Origin of the sequence: Intestinibacter sp. (assembly GCF_034113885.1) — a bacterium.
In the GTDB taxonomy this organism is placed as follows: domain Bacteria; phylum Bacillota; class Clostridia; order Peptostreptococcales; family Peptostreptococcaceae; genus Intestinibacter.
Window position 1 is genome coordinate 13982 of sequence record NZ_JAXEWM010000146.1, and the last position, 20511, is coordinate 34492.

Consider the following 20511-nt stretch of genomic DNA (forward strand, 5'->3'; position numbering starts at 1 on the left):
TCATTTCATTACCTCCATTTAAGTATTAATAAATATATATTATCCTGATTCAATTTAGAAAATACATTTTATTTCTTTATTTATATTAAATTTTATCTAATTTAAATAAATTGTCAATCTAGATTTTTTTTATTTAAGCAAAATTCGTTATTTTCTGAGTATTTTAAATTCAAAATTTACTGCTTCTACTTTATTTTTTATAATTTATTTCTAATTATTTCCAAAAAAATATATTTTAATTTACAAATACTATCAATTTTCATAATTTATTAAAGAATTTTAATTTATTCGATATTTTTCTAAAAAAAATAGACCTTAAAACTTAAATTAATAAGTCTTAAAGTCTATTTTATATTTATGTGTTTTTAAGCAAATTAAGCTGCCTTTTCAAGTTTTTCCATTTTATCACTTTCTACATTTACATAGATAGCAAGTAATACACCTATTACTGTAACTACTACGTTAAGTAAAACAACGTTTGTTGGTCCGTTAGTAGCTCCACCAACTTTAGTTAAGTAAGATGCAACATTTAATATAGTGTAATTTGCAACACTTGATGCGATCATAACTATTGAAGTTATCTTACCTTTATCTTTAGGGAACATTTCATTTGCAGTTGATACACAAAGTTGAAGTACTCCACCTGCTGCTGCATAACCTAATACGAATCCACCTACTAAACATATAGAAGGTATTCTTATAAAGTATATAGCTATAAGCATTGCTGCTGATATTGCTGGATATATTATAAGTATTCTAGCTGCTTTTAATCCTTTTTTGATTAATACTGATGAAACTAATATTGCACATACTGTTCCTAAAGCGTAGAATGATTGTATTTTACTTGGATCAGCAAGTCCATATAATCTACCTAATTCTTGGTTACAGTTTAACCATATCATGAAAGTTGAAGAAGAAGTAAATCCTATGCATATTAAAGCTATACTTGCTGGAGTAAATTTCATTTTTTCTTTTTTAACTTCTTGTTTACCTTCATCATCTGCTGTAGCATTTGCTTTAGGGAATGGTAATATTGCTATTAATACACCATCTATTGCTATTGCTACTGCTGCAATTAAGAATATTGTTCTAAATGGTAACATGCTTGTAGCTACAAATCCTATACCAAATGGTAACAAGAATTGTGCTATAGACATTGAAAATTTAGTAAACATATTTGCTATAGATCCGTTTTCTGGGAATATTTCCATACATGATGGTGATACGCAAGTATCTAAGAATGAGTTAGCTATACCACCTACTATAGCAAATATATAACCCACTGCCATACTTGGAGCAAATACTATTCCTCCTAAGTATAAAGCATAACAAATAACACCTATAATACCACTAATTCTTCTTCCGAATTTATCAGATATTGGTCCTGAGAATGGAAGAGATATTAAACGTCCAAGTCCAAGTGCTGCAATTACAGAAACTACCATACTTACATCAAAAGTTCCATCTTCTAGTAATTTTGCTCCCCACATTGATGCAAAATCTTGTTTATATTGTCCTAATATAGAAGCTCCTATACCATGTATAAAGTACGTAAAGTATAAGGCTGCAGCTGTAGGATAATATTTTTTATAATTAATTTTTTCCATTATGGCATCCTCCTATTTTTAATTTTATAAATCAGAATAGTATTTAGCTTTTACTTGTTCAACAGGCATTTCTTGTCCCATGAATAATTTGAATGCTTCTACTCCTTGGTATAATAACATTCCTTTTCCACCGATAGCTTTACAACCAGCTGCTTCTGCATCTAATATCATTTTAGTTTTGATTGGATTGTAAACAACGTCTGTTACTACTAGATCTTTTCTAAATACGCTTGTATCTTTTATGTTTGTTTCTCCATCATAAGGTTTCATACCTATTAATGTAGCATTAGTTAATATATCACTTGTAGCTATTTCAGCGTATAATTTTTCAGTGTCATCTATGTCGTATAAATTTACTATACAATCTGGAACTTCTTTTTTGATAGATTCAACAGTTTTTTGAGCTTTTTCAAAGAAAGCGTCTTTTTTGTTGAATATAGATATTTCTCTAGCTCCATCAAGTGCTGCTTGAACTTGTATAGCAGTTGCAGCTCCACCTGCACCCATTATAGTCATTTTTTTGCCTTTTATATCTACACCATTTTCTCTTAAGTTTCTTACATAACCTTTACCGTCTGTAATGTCACCTATTAATTTTCCATTGTCGTTTATTATTGTATTACAAGCACCTATTATACGAGAAGCTGGAGATAATTCATCCATGTATTTAGCTACTTCACCTTTACAAGGCATTGTAACATTTCCACCTTTCATGTTGAAAGTTCTGAAAGCATTTACTGCATCTTCTGTTTTTTCTACAGGTACGTCAAAAGCTAAATATTTATAATCTAAATCTAATAATTCAAAGCTATAGTTGTACATTGCAGGTGAGCCTGAATGTCCTACTGGTGTTCCTATTAATCCTAATAATCCTGTTCTTCCTGATATTTCCATTTTATTGTTCCTCCGAATTTATTTCGTTTAAATTTATTTGTGTATACTGGTATAGAATGTCGCAAAATAAACTTTTGCAACATTCAACCAATATACAGTTAAAAACTATATTTTAAGTGTAATTATTTAACAAATTATATACTTAAAGCTACATCTAATGCTTCTGCTGTTGCATTTAAAGCTCTTCTAGCTCTAACTGCATCACCTATAACATAAGTTTCTTTTACTATGCCTTTTATTGATTCACTTATTGGATCGTAATTTCTAGATCCCATTGCAAGTACAACTGAGTCAAATCCTCTAATTTCATTTACAGAACCATCAGCTAATTCATATTTAACTCCATCTTCATAGAATTCAGCTACTTTTGCTCCAGTTATGCTAACTACATGGTGTTTATCAAATGCTTCCATAATGAATTTTCTATGTTCTTTACCTACATCACCAGCTATTTTATCTTTGAATTCTATTATTGATACTTCATGTTCTTGTTCTGCCAAAAATTCTGCAGTTTCTGCACCAACCATTCCTCCACCTACAACTAGAACTTTTGTACCACAAGCTTTTTTACCATCTAATAAATCTATAGCATTTATTACACCTACATCATTGATACCTGGTATTGGTAATATTAATGGAGTTGCTCCTGTAGCAACTATTGCTACATCTGGGTTCATTTCTTTTACAAAATCTTCAGTTGCTTCTGTATTTAATAATACTTTTACTCCTACTTCATTACATTTAGCTACAAAACTGCGAACTAAATTAGTTAAATCACCTTTTCCTGGTGGGTATGCAGCAAGTCTGATTTGTCCACCTAAAGTATTTGATTTTTCTACTAATGTTACTTTGTGACCTCTTAGAGCACTTACCCAAGCAGCTTCCATACCGCCTACTCCACCACCTATAACTAATACGTTTTTAGGTTCTTTAGCCATAGTTAATTCGCCTTCACGTCCTAATAATGGGTTTGCTAAACAAGTTATTGGGTTACCTTGGAACATGTTTGGAACACAACCTTGTAGACATGCTATACATGGTGTCATAAGTTCTAATTTACCATCTCTAGCTTTATTTGGAGTTTCTGGATCTGCTAAGCTTTGACGTCCAAATGCTACTAAGTCAGCTCTTCCTTGTCTTACCATTATTTCAGCGTATTGTGGTTCAGTGAAACGACCAACAGTTATTACTGGCACGTTTACAACTTCTTTTATACTTGCTACTAAATCAGAAGAGAATCCTCCATGTACTGTAGTAGGAGCCCACATACATTCATCGTGTAAGTGAGTAGCACGAGATACATGTAGTGCGTCTACTTTACATTCTTCTTCTAAGTAAACTGCTACTGCTGTACTGTCTTGTACAGTAAGCCCACCTAAAACATCGTCTTGTGCATTTATTCTAGCTAAAATAGCTATTTTTCCTTCTGTTTTCTTTCTTATATTTTCTATTATTAAACGAGGTAATCTCATTCTATTTTCAAAACATCCACCAAATTCATCTACTCTTTTATTAGTTCTTGGTGATATAAATGTACTTACTAAGTATCCATGAGCACAGTGAACTTCAACTGCATCTATTCCTGCTTTCATAGCTCTTACAGCTGCATCTCCATAAGCTTCGATTATGTCGTATATTTCTTCTGTAGTTAATACTACTGGAGTTGGATGACCATCTTTTGCTGGAATTGGTGAAGCTGCTACTATTGGATATCCAGCTATCTCTTGATTTACATCTGGACCTGCATGTTGAAGTTGTACAGAAACCTTTGCACCTTCAGCATGACAAGCATCTATTACATTTTTGAAGCTGTCTATTACGCTGTCATCAAATAGACAAGGTTTTCTTGGACCGCCTTTTGATTTGTAGTATACAACAGATGATTCTATAGTTATAAGACCGAATCCACCTTTTGCTCTTGCAGCATAGTAGTTTTTAGATCTTTCACTTAAGCTTCCATCTGTATTTGCAAAGTTATTTCCCATTGGTGGAACAACAAATCTGTTAGGTACATTCATAGGACCTATTTGTATTGGTTTAAACATACTTTCAAAACTCATAATTAATACCTCTTCTCTTTTAAGTTAAATTTAATTTGTAAGATTTTTAATTCCTAGTATTTATATTTTTCTGTTATTTTATCTATTATTTATCTATTTATCATTGTGCATTTTAATTTTTATATTAAGCTAAAACTTCTGGCCAAGCTTCTTTTAATACCTTTACTGCATTTTCATATGTATATTTAGCCGCAAAATCTACACCTTTTTCTACATATTCATCGCATATAACTTCTACACCTACTGCATTTGGTTTTACACCTTTCTTTTGTAACATCTTACAGAATCCTACTGTATCTCCATATCCACAGCCTGGTGCAACACGATCATGCATTGATTCATCTCTTAATACTTCTTTTGCATATGGTCTAGCTTGAACATCGTTTATTTGAACTGATACTATTTTATCTGCTGGTATCATGTCTATTACTTTTTCATAAGGTTGATTAGCTCTTACCCAGTGCCAAGTATCTAATATTATTTTAGCGTTATCGCAACCAGATGCTTCTACAACCTTCCATCCTTTTTCTAAATCAGGTATACCACTATATGGCATTGGTTCAACACCTATTATTATATCGCCAGCTCTTTGGCATAATTCTTTTAATTTTTGAGCTGTATGTTCTATTGAATAGTTTTCCATTAAACCACAGTTTATTTGTTTAACATCAAATAATTCACACATCTTGAAGCAAATTTGTTCTTTCATTTGTTGTTCTAAACTTCTTTCATCATCTGCCCATAAAGTTATATATTCTACTTCTGTTACCTTCATGTCGTGTTTTTTTAGGATATTTAAAATATCTTCATCATGTAATCCTTCTTGTAATGCTGCTATGTAGTTTTCTGCTCTTAATCCTATTCCTTCATATCCAGCATTTTTAGCTGCAATTACTCTTTCTTCAAAAGTTACTTTTGTTCCTAATGTATAAGAACTAACTGTCAATGGATATTGTTTTGACATATTCTTAATCCCCCTTGTTTTTCATTGTTAATAGTTTATCTTTTTATTTTACTTTTTTTCTTTGATTTATCTTATGTCTAAATATTATCACAGTATTTTTTCTATGACTAATTGATAATAATCTATCAATCCATTGATTTTATATATAATTTCTAGTATATTAGTTTTATAATATCTATAATTTAAATAAATAACTATAAAGAACCATTTATTTAAAACTTTAAAGTACAAGTTTTATAACTTTCTATAAATTATATATACTATTTTTATATATAATAATTTTTCTTTATAGTTTTATAAGTTTAAAATGTATTATTTAGAGTTATATATAAAATTGCAACATAATAAATAGTATTCTATAATAAGGGAGGAATATTTTTGAATTTATATCATTTAAGATATTTTGTTACTTTAGCTAAGCTAGAACATTATACTAAGGCAGCTGAAGAACTTTGTATCACACAACCTAGTCTAAGTCATGCTATTTCTTTACTAGAAAAAGAGCTCGGTGTAACATTATTTCAAAAAGAAGGGCGTAACATCGTTTTAACAAAATGTGGCAAAATATTTTTAGAAAAGGTTCAAGAATCTTTGAAAATATTAGATGACAGTATTTTAGAGTTAAAATCAATAAGTAACGGGGAAGGTTATATAGATTTAGGATTTTTACGTACTCTAGGCACTAATTTTGTTCCTAAATTAACAAAAAACTACATAGAAAGCAATAAAGATAAAAAAATTAATTTTAATTTTTATACAGAAGCCACCACAACTGATCTTATAAATTCTTTGAAAGAGCAAAAATACGATATGATATTCTGCTCTAAGCGTGAAAAGGAAAAAAATATTGAGTTTATACCAGTATCAACCCAAAAGTTAGTTTTAATAGTACCATCCGACCATCCTTTAAGTGAGTATGATTCAATTACATTAGAACAGACAATTGAATATCCTCAAATTGTATTCAGCGAAAAGAGTGGTTTAAGATCTATTATAGACCATTTATTCGATACTATTGGTCAAAAACCTATAATCGCATATGAAATAGAAGAAGATCAAGTTATAGCAGGATTAGTATCTAATAATTTTGGAATTGCAATAGTACCATATATGCCTATACTTAAGTTCATGAATGTAAAAACTATAGAGATTACATCGCCTACTTGGGAAAGAAATTTTTATCTAGCTTTACTAAAAGATAAAACGTTAACACCTATTGCTGAAAATTTTAAATCTTTTGTAATTGAAAACTATACATTATAACATTTCTTATCGAATTATTTAATATTAGAAAAAAGGATGACTTGAGTTAATTTCAGCCATCCTTTAATAATCTAAAAAAATATAAAAAATAATAATCAATTCTTTAGAAATTCTAAAGATAGTACACAAATAAATATACCTATTCATATAGTATAAATAAACTCACGATATTTATCAATAAAAATATCGTGTTCGAACAGAATAATTTTATTATTTTAAATAAGTCTCAATTATATAGATATTTTCTATAGGATTAACTATTATTAACAATTTGTTTTATATATAATATTCATATAAAATATAATCATAAAATAAATAATAAATATTAGATAAATATAAATCCCATACAAAATGTAAATATTTTTAAATAAAATTATTTGTATTTAAAAATATTCCCCAATAAGCTTAGTACAAATCTCCCCAAGGTTTGTACTCTTTTTTTATTATCTTATATTCTATCATCGTATCTTATGTACAATTTGACTTCCTTTTCTAAATCTACATCATTCTTTGATAAATAAAATACAATAGATACAATCTTTGGATTTTCTAATTTAATATATATATTTTTTACATAATCGCCAATTTCATATCCACCAGCTTCTCTAGAATTATCATTATTAAGCGTATTTACAAATAATTTATTTGTATTCTTCTTTAAATTTATTTCTTTATTTTTTAAATTTAAGTCTTCTTGATTCTCTTCTATTTTGAAATTAAGCTTTATAGAACAAACATCGTAGACTTTATTATATTCTAAATTATCTACCGTATTTTTATCTACAGTAGTTATATTTATTATATTTACACATTCTTCAATTAAGTTTTTAATTTGATAATCGATCTCCTCTACCTGTTGGCTCAATTCAATCCTATCTTCAATATTATCTTTGACGTTATGACTAACGACAATAACTCCGTATAAACACATAATTATAATTATCATCACAGACAAAGATACTATAACCTCTAGTAATACATATCCTTTCTTCATTTATATATACCTTCCTTGATCAAAACTCGACCACTTACAGGAACTATAGTTATTTCAGTGTAATCCTTATCTTTTCCTATATTAATAGTTGTCCCTCCCATATAAAAAGCGCCTTTAGTGTCAAATAATATTTTACTTTCAGAATAATTTAAATTGATATTTTTAGGCAGAAATACACATTTTGAAGTATTTCCATTTTCCATCAATATATATCCTTTACAATTATTTTTCGTTGTAAAAACTATGTATACTTTGCTATTACCTAATTTATTTACCATTCGCACATATCTAATGTCGCTATTGAGTTGTCTTATAAATGAATTTACTTTATAATTATCTAAATTAATCTTTGAAAATGATATTGTACATATTAAAGCTAATAGAGTTATTCCTAATAAAACTTCTACTAAAGTCACATTCCTTCCTTCTTCATAGCTTAGACCTCCTTACAACCAAATACTACAACTAAATCACTAGGCTTTAATTGTTTTTTATCTTCTTGATTATTTATATTTTCAGATATATTATCTTTATCTGTAAGCTGCTCTATCTCACCTTCTTCTGATACTGTTAGGTCATTTTCATCAATTTGTTCATTATTACTATCTTTTGAAAATGGATTTTTTATTTTTATATAAGCTACAATACTTTTATTAAAGTTGTTATACTCTACTTTACTTAAAACCCTATAATAAATAATATTTTCAACATTATAGTAGTCTATCTTTTGGATACTACATTGTGTATCTCTTAACGAAACATTTGATATATTGCTTATTCTATTTATAAAATTATAAGAATTATTTTCTGTAAAATAGCTTTCAAAACTATCGTAATCATGGCTTTTTTCTAAAGCTAGCTCTACCTCCTTTAAAATATTTGAATAAACCAATTCTATTTTACTCAAACACTGCTCCTCAATATATGCTTCTTCATAATTATATTTTGTATATTTATTATTGCTAAGTATTAAAGCCGAGCAAGTAATCGCAATTATATTTACCAATAAAAATACAAATACTGTCACAATTAAAATTGATCCCTTATTTTTTCGTAACATATGACTTTAGTTTTACACTCCTATCTGATGATTTTACTTCCAATGTAATTTGGTAACAATTATAATAATTTTCTTGTCTTGCTATTTTTTTATTTACTTGAAAATTATCTACAGTAAAAATCTGATTATCTATTTTGTAGTTTTGATTATACTTTACATCGTATTTGGCTTCATTTAAATAGTTTTTTGCTATGTTTAGCATTTTTAAGTAATCTTCGTTTTTATCAAGTAAATTAAAACTATTGCTTATAGAAAATGTCATCATATAAACTATTATCGACAAAACAAACATACTTATAATACACTCTAATGTTGTAAATCCACATCTCTTATTCAATGTATTCATTCCTTTTTACTTAAATTATTTCCATTTTTTCTATATATATACATAAATGATTAAACTTTAAGTGTTTATCTAGTAATTTACAAATAAAAGGGAATCCTGCCTTTAAGGCACAATTCCCTTCATCTTCTAATAAATATAAAAATTCCTATCGCCATCATAAAAATCCGTATTTAAGTTTTCAATAGAAACTATACTTTCTATCAAATCAATTAATACCTTTGTATTTTCTAGCTCTATATTCAAAAATTCAACCGTTTCATATCCTATGTTATTATTTTTTTCACAAAGATTTCTTGTAAGCTGATTTTTAAGATATATCAAATTAGTAGGAGTCTTCAATTCATGAGATAAATTTATAAAAAAATCATTTTTTAATTTTTTAGTGTATGCTTCTTCTTTGATTTTTTTCTGTAAAAGCTTACTTTTAACCTCTTTAGTAATATCTCTAAAAATCCCTATTAGTATATTTTTTTGATTTACATTCAAAATCATATTTGCAAACTCCAAATATACATCTTCATTTAAAGAATTTCTTATTTTTTTCTCTTCAAATTTGATGCTAAACGATACATCACAATAATTTAAATCTGAATTTTTAATTAAGTAATATATATCTACTAAATTCAATTTATTTTGCTGAAGTATATTATTAAAGCTTTTATTAGTATATTTTATTTTTTTTGTATTATAGTCCAACACGAATACAGCTTCAGAAATTATATCTACAAACAATTCATACTTTTGTTTTGCTAGATTCATTTTGTTAAATAGTGATCTTTGACTAGTAATATCCTTCAAAATAATCATACTTTCTTCTTCGTCATTTAGTAAAATTCTATTTATATAAAAATGCTTTTCTTTACAACCATCTAAAGTATATGTAATATTACCATTTATATCTCTATCTAGTATCATATTTACAATATTTTTTTCGTATTTTGATTTTCTATTTTGATATATTATTTGATTATTTTTTTCTAAGATTACATCATATGGCATTTTATCAAGTATATTTTTGAAATAGCTATTATTTTGCAAATACTCATTTTTTATATTTTTCTCGTGCGTAATGTCGGTCTTAATAAGTAAAACTCCCAAAGTTCCCTCTAGTAAAGTATTTGGATAAAATCTGTACTGATAATGTTTATTTTTTTTATCTTTTATTTCAAAAAAATGGTCTTCACAATCGTATAATGCGTTGTAGAGCTTTTCTAATACAATAAAATCCGTTGAAATCTCTTTATAAAAAAAACTCTTAAAATCCTCTATTTCATACATTGTTTTCATATCATAATTATATTTATATACATAATTCAATGTTTGATCGATAAAATATACCTTGCTTTTTAAATTTAATACTATTTGTCCAAGTGCATTTATATTTTGATTTAATTGTTCCTCTTGTTTTGTATTTTTGTCTTCTAAAATATTTAATTTATCGTCATATATTTTTATATTTATTTTTAATCTATTTAATTTACCCTTTTTATTTTTATATAATTTATATTCATCCTCTGTATAAATTGCCATTATCTCTTTCAAAATCAAAGCCCAAATACATAAATTACCTATACAGTCTAAAAAAATATATCTATTTATTGTATTCAAAGTTAAATTTAAGGCCGTAATCACAGTATAAAAAATTATTATTTTTTTTATCATATCATTTTTATTTAACAAACCTATCATAATAAAAATCGTACATATTGCACTCAAAACACTTACTATATTGTAATAAAAACTCAATTCCTTTAAAAAAATACCTATTATCTGTAATATAAGAAAAAAAACAGATAAAATTGTAGCCTTCATAAGTCGTTTAATATTTTTATAAGAAATAAACTTAATAAAAAACAAACAACATATACATATCGATATAATAAATAATCTCAACATATTTATCCCTCCAACTGCTAATAAAATTAAGCAGAATATATATCAGAAAGTTGTATATCTACAAATTCTGGTTCAACAACTATATGTTTTTTATACTTATTTTTCAAAAATGAATTTTCTGTATTTCTTATCAAAACTTTAAATTCACTGCCTTTATTTACTTCACTATCGACATTTAAATAAATCCCCTGTATATCAGATAGTTTTTTAGATACATAAAGACCCATACCCATACCTTCTGCCAATCTAGATAAGCTTTTATCTACCTGCTCAAAATTTTCAAATACAAAATCTATTTTTTCCTTTGGAATTCCTATTCCATTATCTTTTATACTAATAACTATAAAGTCAATTTTCTTTTCTATTGACATTTTTATATTTCCGCCTTGATTTGTAAACTTTATAGCATTTGATAAAATATTTAATAATATCTTTTGCATTTTTATGCTATCCAAATAAACTAAAATCTCCTCCTCGCTAAAATAGGTTTCTATATTTAAATCCTTTTTATTGGCATAAGCCTTCGACAAATCAACTATATTTTTCATTAATTCGACTATATCAAAAACAGTATAATTTAAGTTATATCTATAATTTTCTATGCTCATAATATCATGTATATTTTCCAATACTTTCTTCAATCTATATAAATTTTGTCTCACTAAGCTTATATGATTTTCTATTATCGGTGCTTCTATATTTTTTTCCATCTGCTTATTATTGTATAGCATATCATTTACTGGTTTTTCTATTTTGTTTACTATATCCATACAAAATTGTGTTTTGAATTCTTCTGCTTTTTTTATTTTTTGCATTTTATATTTGATATCGTCTATTTTATGTTTTTTATCCATAACTTTAAAAACTACTATATAAATATTTTGTTCCTCTATATCCGTTATAATAATAGATGCATTTTGTTTCTCGTTTAAATCTACTTTTTTTTCTACATCAAATTCACCTGATTTTATATAATCTTTTACAATATCATTGATTTTTTCTATACCAACTTTTTTAAACATGTTTATCATACATTTATTTCTATAGATGTATTTTTTAGTAATTTTATCTACAATAATAACTCCATCTGGTAGAGTTTCAAGCAATACTCTATATATTTTTTCTCTTTCTTCTATATCTTCAATTAGATTTTGATTCTTTGTAACGTCAGAAAATATTACTAATTTGAAATTTTTATTTTCATAGTCCAAAAAATTTTCTATTACTTTTACAGTTTTATTGTTAAAAGTTTTTATCATCCACATTTTTTCACTATCAAAAAAGTTATCTGTAATAATATTTTTTATAAATACTTCTTTATCTTCATTTATTACGTAATTTGATAAATCTTCTATTGAGGAAATTTGGTATTTTTTTTGATCAATATCAAATATATCGTACACCTTTTTATTCATATAGCTAATATGATTTTGATCTGTAATTATCACACCATCCTCCATAAATTCTATTAATTTTTTATAGCTTTTTTCATTAAATTGTATTGTTTTCTCCATATTGTTCATATGCGTAATATCTCGAAATATAAATATTTTTAATGTTTGTTTTTCTCTATCTACTTTTATCATATATAATTCATAGGTTTGTTTTTTAAAAGAATTTATAATTATCTTTGCAAAGCTTTCATCTATATTTTTAAAATCTATAATTTTTTTACTGTAAAAAAAATTATTCCTAAAAAATCTCTCTACGTCAAAATGTTGCATTTTTTCTTGATCAAAAGTATAGCTAAAACTATCATTTTTATATACTAACTTGCAATCTTGTAAAATAATCATTGGATAATCTATTTTAGAAATTATTGCATCATATAAATTATTAATCTGTTTCTGTTTTTTAATTAAATCTATTTTTCTATCATTTTCTCTAATTATTTGTCTATTTACATCTTCTATATATTTTTCTTTATTTATAATTTTTCTTTCAATATAAGGCAGCTTTTTACTTATATAATCTAATTGCTTATATATAAATTTATAAAAAACTATAGTATTTCCCAATAAATTTATAATTGTCGATGTTACAATGTAGTTTGCTACCAATATCAACCCAATAAAATACACACTAATTAATAGTAGCTTGTCCAAATGATGTAATTTTATATTATTTCTATTGATTATTATGCAGAGTATCTTTACTAGAAAAACAATCGACAAGATTATATAAAAATAATAGCCAAAATAGCTACTATTCGATCTAATAAATAACAAAATTTCGAAAAAATATACTATCACAAATGATACATAAATCGGATATTTCGTTAAACTATAAATAAAAATAGACATCACAACTACAATAATTGCAATTATAATATTAATATCATTTAATAAAAAAATTTTATTTAATCCATACATAATACATCACCCACTTATTATTTAGTACATTTGAAGACTTTTTTATCTATATATGTAAATATTAACACATCAAATTTAAATAATTTGTCACTTTATGAACAGATAATACAAATAATAAACGACAAAAAAGCCTTAAATAAGGCTTTTTTCTAGTTTTAATTCTTTTTTCAATTTTTTTAGAGCTTTTTTTTCAATTCTAGACACATAAGATCTAGATATATTTAATTTCTGTGCTATTTCTCTCTGAGTCTTATATCCATGAGGTGTAAGACCATACCTCAATTTAATTATTTCATTTTCTCTCTCTGTTAAAGTTTGATCTATTTTTTCGTAGAGCTTACTTATTTTTATCTTTAATTCAACTTTATCTATAATATAATCCACATCCGTTCCCAATATATCTATTAAACTAATTGCATTCCCTTCTTTATCTACTCCTATGGGATCTTGTAAGGATATTTGTGTTTTATTTTTTTTATTACTTCTTATATTCATTAAAATTTCATTTTCTATACATTTTGAAGCATAGGTAGCAAGTCTTATTCCTTTATCTACATTAAATGTGTCTATCGCTTTAATAAGACCTATAGTACCTATGGAAATTAAGTCATCTAGATCTTCTCCAGAATTATTGTATTTTTTAGAAATATGTGCGACTAGTCTCATATTTCTTTCAACTAAAATTTCCTTTGCTTCTTTATTATTCTCATTTTTTAATAAGGTTAAATAGTACATCTCTTCTTTAGGGGTTAATGGTTTTTCAAATGATTTAATAAGAGTCAATATGCCACCCCCTTAATATAACTGTCACTCTAAATTATATGAATCTCAGCTCGATAAGTTTCCCTTATAATGTAAAATTTTTGTTATTGTGGCATATTCTATTAAATCATTTAATTTTTTAATAATTATTTATACTATTACAAATATCTTTAAAAATAGGTATTGCAGATTTACTACTTTTTTCAGTACCTTCTACTAAAACAGTTATAGCGTATTTAGGTTCATTTATAGGATAAAATCCTGTTATCCATCCATGAGTTATTTTAGTATTGTTTATACTACTTTCAGCCGTTCCAGTTTTTACACCACATCCACCTTCTAAATCCTTTAAATCCTTTGCTGTGCCAGTATTTGCAACTCCTATCATAAACTGTTTAATCTGAGTTGAGGTATAAGGAGATATCAAATCCTCTTCCTTTGAAGAGGAAAATTTTTTTATTTGCTTCATAGAGCCATCTACTACACTATCATATATATACAGGTGTTTATAAAGTCCATTGTTGGCTATAATCTGTGTCATTTGATTTATTTGTATAGGTGTAAATTCTAAAGATCCTTGTCCTATAGACAAATTGCTCAAGGATATATCATCTGGTATATTTGAATCTACCTCTTCATCTAAGCCTATATCCACTTTTTCATCTAAGTGAAGCTTTGTTATTGCTTTATATATTTCATACTTTCCTACTCTTTTAGCTATGTCATAAAATGCTGTATTACAGGAATTTGCAAAGCATTGTCCTAAAGTCTCAATTCCATGACCTGATAAATTATTGCAGTTTAATCTTTCGCTATTTCCTACCTGCTCACTTCCTGTACAGTTGTAATAGTATGTGCTATCAGTCACGACTTTATTTTCCAAGGCTGCAAATAAAACTACCATTTTAAAGACAGATCCAGCTGGGTAAGTAGCAGAAATAACTCTATTTTGCAATTGACCGTCTTTTTTATCTAGAGAGTCCTCAATTTTATTTTGATTGAAATTTGGTCTCGATGACATAGCAAGTATTTCTCCTGTTTGAACATCAGATATAATTACCGCTGTAGGATTTTCCTCTTTGTCGACGATTTTCTCAACTTTGTTTTGAATATTAGAATCAATAGTTAGCTTTAGATTTTTATCGTTATTTGATACTTTTGAAAAACTCCCTTCAACTAGATTAAGTCCATTTTTTTCTCCTAAGGCTCCTGCTTTAAACACAGATATATATTTTTGATTAGATCCTTTCAATTCGCAATCCATGCTTTTTTCGATTCCACTTACACCTTTATTTTCACTTTTATTTATATATCCAATTGTATGGCTTAATAGATTATCGTCCTTGTATCTATATACCTTATCTTCTACTACTACGTTTATTTTTTTTAACTTCTCAATATTATATTTACTTAAATTTCCTACTTCTACTTCTATTAATTCCGAATCTAATTGTTCCTGAACTGCTTTAAATATATCGTTTTCGGTCAAATTTGTGGCTTCTTTTATTGTATTTATATTTTTATAATCTCCACTTACTATATATTTTGGAATTATAATAACTTTTTTCTTCTCTGTATCAGTCAAAGGTATATTATTTCTATCGTATATAATACCTCTTCCAGAATTTAGATTTACCTTATAAGTGCTTTGATTTTCAATTTTATTTGTATAAGACTCGCATTTATAAATGCTTAAATAAGTCAGCCTACATATCAATCCAATTATAATAATTGCAAAAATTAAAAAACTTATTCTAGTCCTATTCAATAAATTTTCACCTTTAAAACACATAAAATCACCCCTTAACTAATAGTCATTTTTGACAATAATTAAGGGGCATATACTCATCAATCGTAATTTACAATTTCTTCTAAATAAAATCCTGTCGTATGCTTTCTATGAGTAGCATCTTTCAATGTTTCCAACATATCCTCGCTACATTTATATTCAAAATTATTTTGATAAAAGTCGTCTATCGCTTTTCTATAGACCGAAACGACTTTTTTTACATAATTTTCGTCTTCCATTCTAGCTTCTATAGTCAAAGTATTAACTCCAGACTTGATTATTTTATCTAAATACTCGATCATACATAAATCTCTACTTGCAAAGAATATTGTTCCTCCTTCATCTTCGTAAACAGGACAATATTGACCTTTTCTCTTTTCTTCAGTTAAATTATATCTCTTCTTAGGAGAATAATCGTCTTTTCCTTTGCTTTCTAAATAGCTTGTAATCAGCTTTCTTCCTGAATATGACATAATCATAGGTCCATGTATAAATGCTTCTAATTCTAAATCTTCAGGTGTTTTAAGTCTCATAGTTTCCATTTCTTTTATAGATAATTCCCTAGATATTACAACTCTGTTTGCACCTTGGTTATGCCAGAAATTGGCAGTTTCGTAGTTGTAAACATTAGATACATTGCCTAAGTGCACTTTCATATTTGGCAAAATTTGCTTAACAGTGACTAAAGTTCCAGGCTCTGAAACTATTAGAGCATCTACTTTTAATCTATCTAATTCCATTAAAAATTCTCTAAATCCATCAAAATCCTTGTTGTGAGGAAGTAAATTAATAGTTAAATATACTTTTTTATTGTTATCATGGGCAAATTTAATTCCCTCTATAAGATCCTCTCTCGAAAAATCATCTGATAAAGTATCCCTACCAAATGATTCACCACCTACGTATACGCTATCTGCACCGCTAGATATAGCTTCCTTTAGGCATTTTAAATTGCTTGCATAACATGTAAGCTCGACCTTATGCATCCTCACCGTCACCTCTTTCGCTTTCTTTATAGCTTATAGCAACTCCGTCTCCCATCGGTAAAAGTGAAGTCGTCAAGTAGTCGCAGCTACAAATATAATCTAAGTAATTTCTCATTCTCTTTACTATAGTCTTCTTTCTTCTAACTACTAAATTATTATCAGCTATCATACCTTTATATAAAATATTATCTGATATCAATACTCCACCCACTTTTAATTTATCTATAACTAAATCGTAAAATAACTTGTATTGACCCTTAGCTGCATCTAGGAAAATCATATCGAATTCGCCTTCTACACTGTTTAAGCTCTCAACTGCATCGCCTTCAAGTATTTTTATATTTTTTTCAAAGCCGGCTCTTTTTATATTTTCCTTTGCCTTTTCAATCATTACTGGATTTCTCTCGCAAGTCGTGATATCAGAATCCTCTCCACATATTGTAGCAAACAATATAGAAGAGTATCCTATTGCGCAACCTACTTCCAAAATTCTTTTAGGCTTTTGAATTTTTAAAAGTACCTTTAGTAAATCAGATACCTCCTTGTGAACTATAGGCACGCTATTTTCCTCTGCATATATTTCTAATTCCTTTAAAAGACCTTCTGTGTCCTTTAATGTATGTCTTATATAATCCTCAACAACATCGTTAACTATATTACTCAAATTTTTCACTCCTTAATTTCTATTATAATTAAATGTTACCACAACAATATGGATTATACCCCGTTAAGATATAATCCATATTAAACTCTATTTTTGATTGGACTTTTCTGAAGCTTCCTCCAATTCTTTATTTCTTTGATCTCTATCTTTTCTGTATTTTGCCACGTTTTTTTGATGCTCTTCATAAGTCTTGCTGTAGACATTTCCTCCATCTATATCGGCTACAAAGTACAGATAATCTGTATCCTCTGGGTATAAAACTGCCTTTATAGATTTAATACTTGGATTTGCAATAGGTGTTGGTGGCAATCCCTTTTCAATGTAAGTATTGTACGGAGAGTCTATTTTCAAATCATTGTATGTCATTCTCTTTTTTCTAGCCTCAAAAATATATTGAAGAGTAGCATCTGATTGAAGAGGCATGTCTTTTTCTAATCTATTGTAAAATACACTCGCTATAATAGGTCTATCTTCATCTAGTATAGCTTCTTTTTCTACTATAGAAGCTAAATTAACGACCTCCTGAAGAGTCAATCCAATCTCCTTCTGTTTGCTTTGTAATTCTTCTGTATAGCTTTTATCGAATAATTTAACCATTTCTTTTATTATATCTTCTGGCTTTGAGTCTTCATCAAAATAATAAGTACTTGGATATAAAAATCCTTCTAGTGTTTTTATGTCTTTTTGATCTAAAAAATCAAATTCATCGTAAAAAACACTTGGATTTTGGATTAATTCTTCAAAATCCTCCTTTTTGCCCAATTCATTTTTTACTAATAAGGCTATAATTTCATTTGATGTAGAGCCCTCTGGTATAGTTATTTTGACACCATCCTGGTATATTTCACCGGAGATTAATTTGTCGATTATATCGCTATTTGAAAGAGTTTGATTCAATAAATAGCTGCCAGATTTCATATGTGAGTTATTATCTTTTATTTTAAAATTTATTTTAAAAACAAATTCATTTTTTATCAGATTTTTTTGTTTAAGAATATGAGCTACATCGTCTACTGTAGAACCCATAGGTATATCAATTACTAGATCTTTGCTATTATTTTTATCACAAGGTCCACCTTGATATACTACAAATAGAACCGCTGTAAATACTAATAAAATAATTGCCGCTATTAATACGATAACTTTTTTCTTATTTGATTTCATATTTTATTGCTCCTCGCTGTATTTGTATCTTCTTTATTATAAAACTTAGCTAAAAATATTTCAACAAGAAAATACTTGTTCAGAAACACTCATATATATATTATTTCCAAATAAAATAATTATAAACAAAAAAAGCCTTCATTTTGTATGAAGACTCTTTATTTTATTTGATCCTTCCTAGGATGTTTTTCCTTTATTTCTTTTCTTAAATTCTTGTCTATATATTTTAAATATAATTGCAAACTCGACAAATTAGAATTTCCTAATATCTTACTTACAACAGCTACATTCGCACCCCCATTTAAAAGATGTATGGCAAAGGAATGTCTAAGTGTTGTCGGATTTATATTTTTTCTTATATCTGCCTTTTGGGCATATTTTTTTATTACCTTCCACAACCCTTGTCTAGTAAACCTCTGTCCTTGCGTATTTACAAACAAGGCTTTTTCATCCTCATATGCAAGTGAATTTCTAGAATGGTTTATATATTTTAATAGATATAACTTTGTAGTTTCACAAAGAGGTATAACCCTTTGATTTTTTCCACTGCCACAATATATGTAATCAATATCTAAATCTACATCCTCTAAATCCATCTGTATAAGCTCTGAAACTTTAATACCTGTCCCATACAAAACCTCAAATATAGCCTTATCCCTTATTTTTTTAGGCGTAGATAAATCATCAAATCTCAATAATTTGTCTACCTCTTCTTCTGTCAAAATTTCAACCGCATTTCTATTTATCTTAGGCTTTTTTATATTCTTTGAAGGATCTGTACTTGCGAGCTTATTGAAAAACAAATAATCATGATACGACTTAATGGAAGATATCATCCTCGAAATCGACGATACAGAAACATCGTCTTTTTCAAGCTCAATCAAATAGCTTATAATATCATTTTCAACAACATCTGAAATATCTATATTATTACAACTCAAATAATCTAAGTATTTTTTTAGATCTCTATTATAAGATGCCACTGTATTTTTTGATAGCTTTTTACTTTTTTCTATATAATCTAAATACTCTTTTAAAACCTTCATTTTTAACTCCTTTATCTTGCTAGGAATTGTATTATACTGATGCCTATTACATTTAATAATGATTGCAATATAATAGAACTAAACATAATAATTATTAAATTCAACAAAAACCTCTTTCCTAAAGATAATATACTATCTTGTCTTTTCTTTTTCAACTGTTTAAAAATATTTTTTACATATTCTAATGATAATATTATTAAAATTATCGATATGGGGATCATGATAATATTTTTTAGAAAAACTATTGTACACATTTTAATACTGCTAAACCCAAACATTAAAATGCATGTATTTATCGTGTATCCTATCGATACAGCCTTGACTACAAATACTACGATTGCTAATGGAAATGTAAAGAAAAGCAAGCTTAAAATTCCTATAGATCCCAAATACCTAATGTATTCTTTTATATTCATAAAAATAAAATTTTTTATATCTATGTCGCCACTGTAGTAATTTCTAATCTCATCAATTTGAATAGATATATTTTCAACATTACAGCTATCAAATTTATTTAAGCATGCTCCTACTACCACAAACAACATAAAAATTAAGCTTACAATTATTAAACCTGTGTTTTTATCTTTTTTTCCCAATTTAAAAACCTCCTCTATCTTTACATATAATTATTATGTTAACCGAGA

18 protein-coding genes are annotated in these 20511 nt (G+C 27.1%); 1 reads left to right on the forward strand and 17 read right to left on the reverse strand.

Annotated elements, in window-relative coordinates; all coding sequences use genetic code 11:
- Nucleotides 1-374: 374 nt before the first annotated feature.
- The 4 genes from SPD90_RS08925 to SPD90_RS08940 form a co-directional block, all read right to left on the reverse strand.
- Nucleotides 375-1607 (reverse strand): MFS transporter, encoded by a 1233-nt coding sequence (locus SPD90_RS08925; protein ID WP_331680553.1) that lies wholly within the window; start codon nucleotides 1605-1607, stop codon nucleotides 375-377.
- 24 nt (nucleotides 1608-1631) lie between these two features.
- Entirely contained in the window at nucleotides 1632-2501 is an 870-nt protein-coding gene (gene aroE, locus SPD90_RS08930) for a shikimate dehydrogenase (RefSeq protein ID WP_320925001.1), read from the reverse strand.
- A 134-nt stretch (nucleotides 2502-2635) separates the two neighbouring features.
- Nucleotides 2636-4561, reverse strand: a complete 1926-nt coding sequence (locus tag SPD90_RS08935; RefSeq protein WP_320925002.1) for an oxidoreductase — start codon at nucleotides 4559-4561, stop codon at nucleotides 2636-2638.
- Nucleotides 4562-4685: 124 nt separating this feature from the next.
- Nucleotides 4686-5525: a sugar phosphate isomerase/epimerase family protein gene (locus SPD90_RS08940; RefSeq protein WP_320626217.1), complete on the reverse strand. Its 840-nt coding sequence runs from the start codon at nucleotides 5523-5525 to the stop codon at nucleotides 4686-4688.
- Between the two features lie 378 nt (nucleotides 5526-5903).
- On the opposite strand from SPD90_RS08940, the gene SPD90_RS08945 reads away from it, so the two are divergent.
- Nucleotides 5904-6788, forward strand: a complete 885-nt coding sequence (locus SPD90_RS08945) for a LysR family transcriptional regulator (protein ID WP_320925003.1) — start codon at nucleotides 5904-5906, stop codon at nucleotides 6786-6788.
- A 448-nt stretch (nucleotides 6789-7236) separates the two neighbouring features.
- On the opposite strand, the gene SPD90_RS08950 is transcribed toward SPD90_RS08945, so the two are convergent.
- The 13 genes from SPD90_RS08950 to SPD90_RS09010 form a co-directional block, all read right to left on the reverse strand.
- Nucleotides 7237-7782, reverse strand: coding sequence for a hypothetical protein (locus tag SPD90_RS08950; protein WP_320626219.1), 546 nt, complete (start codon nucleotides 7780-7782; stop codon nucleotides 7237-7239).
- On the reverse strand, nucleotides 7779-8198 hold the full coding sequence (locus SPD90_RS08955; RefSeq protein ID WP_320626220.1) for a hypothetical protein: 420 nt from the start codon (nucleotides 8196-8198) through the stop codon (nucleotides 7779-7781). The genes SPD90_RS08950 and SPD90_RS08955 overlap by 4 nt, the downstream gene beginning before the upstream one ends.
- Before the next feature lie 20 nt (nucleotides 8199-8218).
- The gene (locus SPD90_RS08960) at nucleotides 8219-8689 is read right to left on the reverse strand and encodes a hypothetical protein (RefSeq protein WP_320925004.1); all 471 of its coding nucleotides are present in this window, start codon (nucleotides 8687-8689) and stop codon (nucleotides 8219-8221) included.
- Between the two features lie 136 nt (nucleotides 8690-8825).
- A complete protein-coding gene (locus tag SPD90_RS08965) occupies nucleotides 8826-9179 on the reverse strand; it encodes a hypothetical protein (protein WP_320925005.1) in 354 nt (117 codons plus the stop codon).
- Nucleotides 9180-9314: 135 nt separating this feature from the next.
- The gene (locus SPD90_RS08970) at nucleotides 9315-10730 is read right to left on the reverse strand and encodes a hypothetical protein (RefSeq protein ID WP_320925006.1); all 1416 of its coding nucleotides are present in this window, start codon (nucleotides 10728-10730) and stop codon (nucleotides 9315-9317) included.
- 380 nt (nucleotides 10731-11110) lie between these two features.
- Entirely contained in the window at nucleotides 11111-13144 is a 2034-nt protein-coding gene (locus tag SPD90_RS08975) for a PAS domain-containing sensor histidine kinase (protein ID WP_320925007.1), read from the reverse strand.
- Nucleotides 13145-13588: 444 nt separating this feature from the next.
- Nucleotides 13589-14239, reverse strand: coding sequence for an RNA polymerase sporulation sigma factor SigK (gene sigK / locus SPD90_RS08980; RefSeq protein ID WP_320625743.1), 651 nt, complete (start codon nucleotides 14237-14239; stop codon nucleotides 13589-13591).
- Between the two features lie 118 nt (nucleotides 14240-14357).
- Nucleotides 14358-16010: a peptidoglycan D,D-transpeptidase FtsI family protein gene (locus SPD90_RS08985; protein ID WP_320625744.1), complete on the reverse strand. Its 1653-nt coding sequence runs from the start codon at nucleotides 16008-16010 to the stop codon at nucleotides 14358-14360.
- A 56-nt stretch (nucleotides 16011-16066) separates the two neighbouring features.
- Entirely contained in the window at nucleotides 16067-16993 is a 927-nt protein-coding gene (locus SPD90_RS08990; RefSeq protein WP_320625752.1) for a peptidase U32 family protein, read from the reverse strand.
- The gene (locus tag SPD90_RS08995; RefSeq protein WP_320925008.1) at nucleotides 16986-17657 is read right to left on the reverse strand and encodes an O-methyltransferase; all 672 of its coding nucleotides are present in this window, start codon (nucleotides 17655-17657) and stop codon (nucleotides 16986-16988) included. Before SPD90_RS08995 ends, SPD90_RS08990 begins: the two co-directional genes overlap by 8 nt.
- 87 nt (nucleotides 17658-17744) lie before the next feature.
- On the reverse strand, nucleotides 17745-18821 hold the full coding sequence (mltG, locus tag SPD90_RS09000) for an endolytic transglycosylase MltG (RefSeq protein ID WP_320925009.1): 1077 nt from the start codon (nucleotides 18819-18821) through the stop codon (nucleotides 17745-17747).
- 158 nt (nucleotides 18822-18979) lie between these two features.
- The gene (locus SPD90_RS09005) at nucleotides 18980-19867 is read right to left on the reverse strand and encodes a tyrosine-type recombinase/integrase (RefSeq protein WP_320925010.1); all 888 of its coding nucleotides are present in this window, start codon (nucleotides 19865-19867) and stop codon (nucleotides 18980-18982) included.
- An 11-nt stretch (nucleotides 19868-19878) separates the two neighbouring features.
- Nucleotides 19879-20463, reverse strand: a complete 585-nt coding sequence (locus tag SPD90_RS09010; RefSeq protein ID WP_320625748.1) for a hypothetical protein — start codon at nucleotides 20461-20463, stop codon at nucleotides 19879-19881.
- Nucleotides 20464-20511 lie beyond the last annotated feature (48 nt).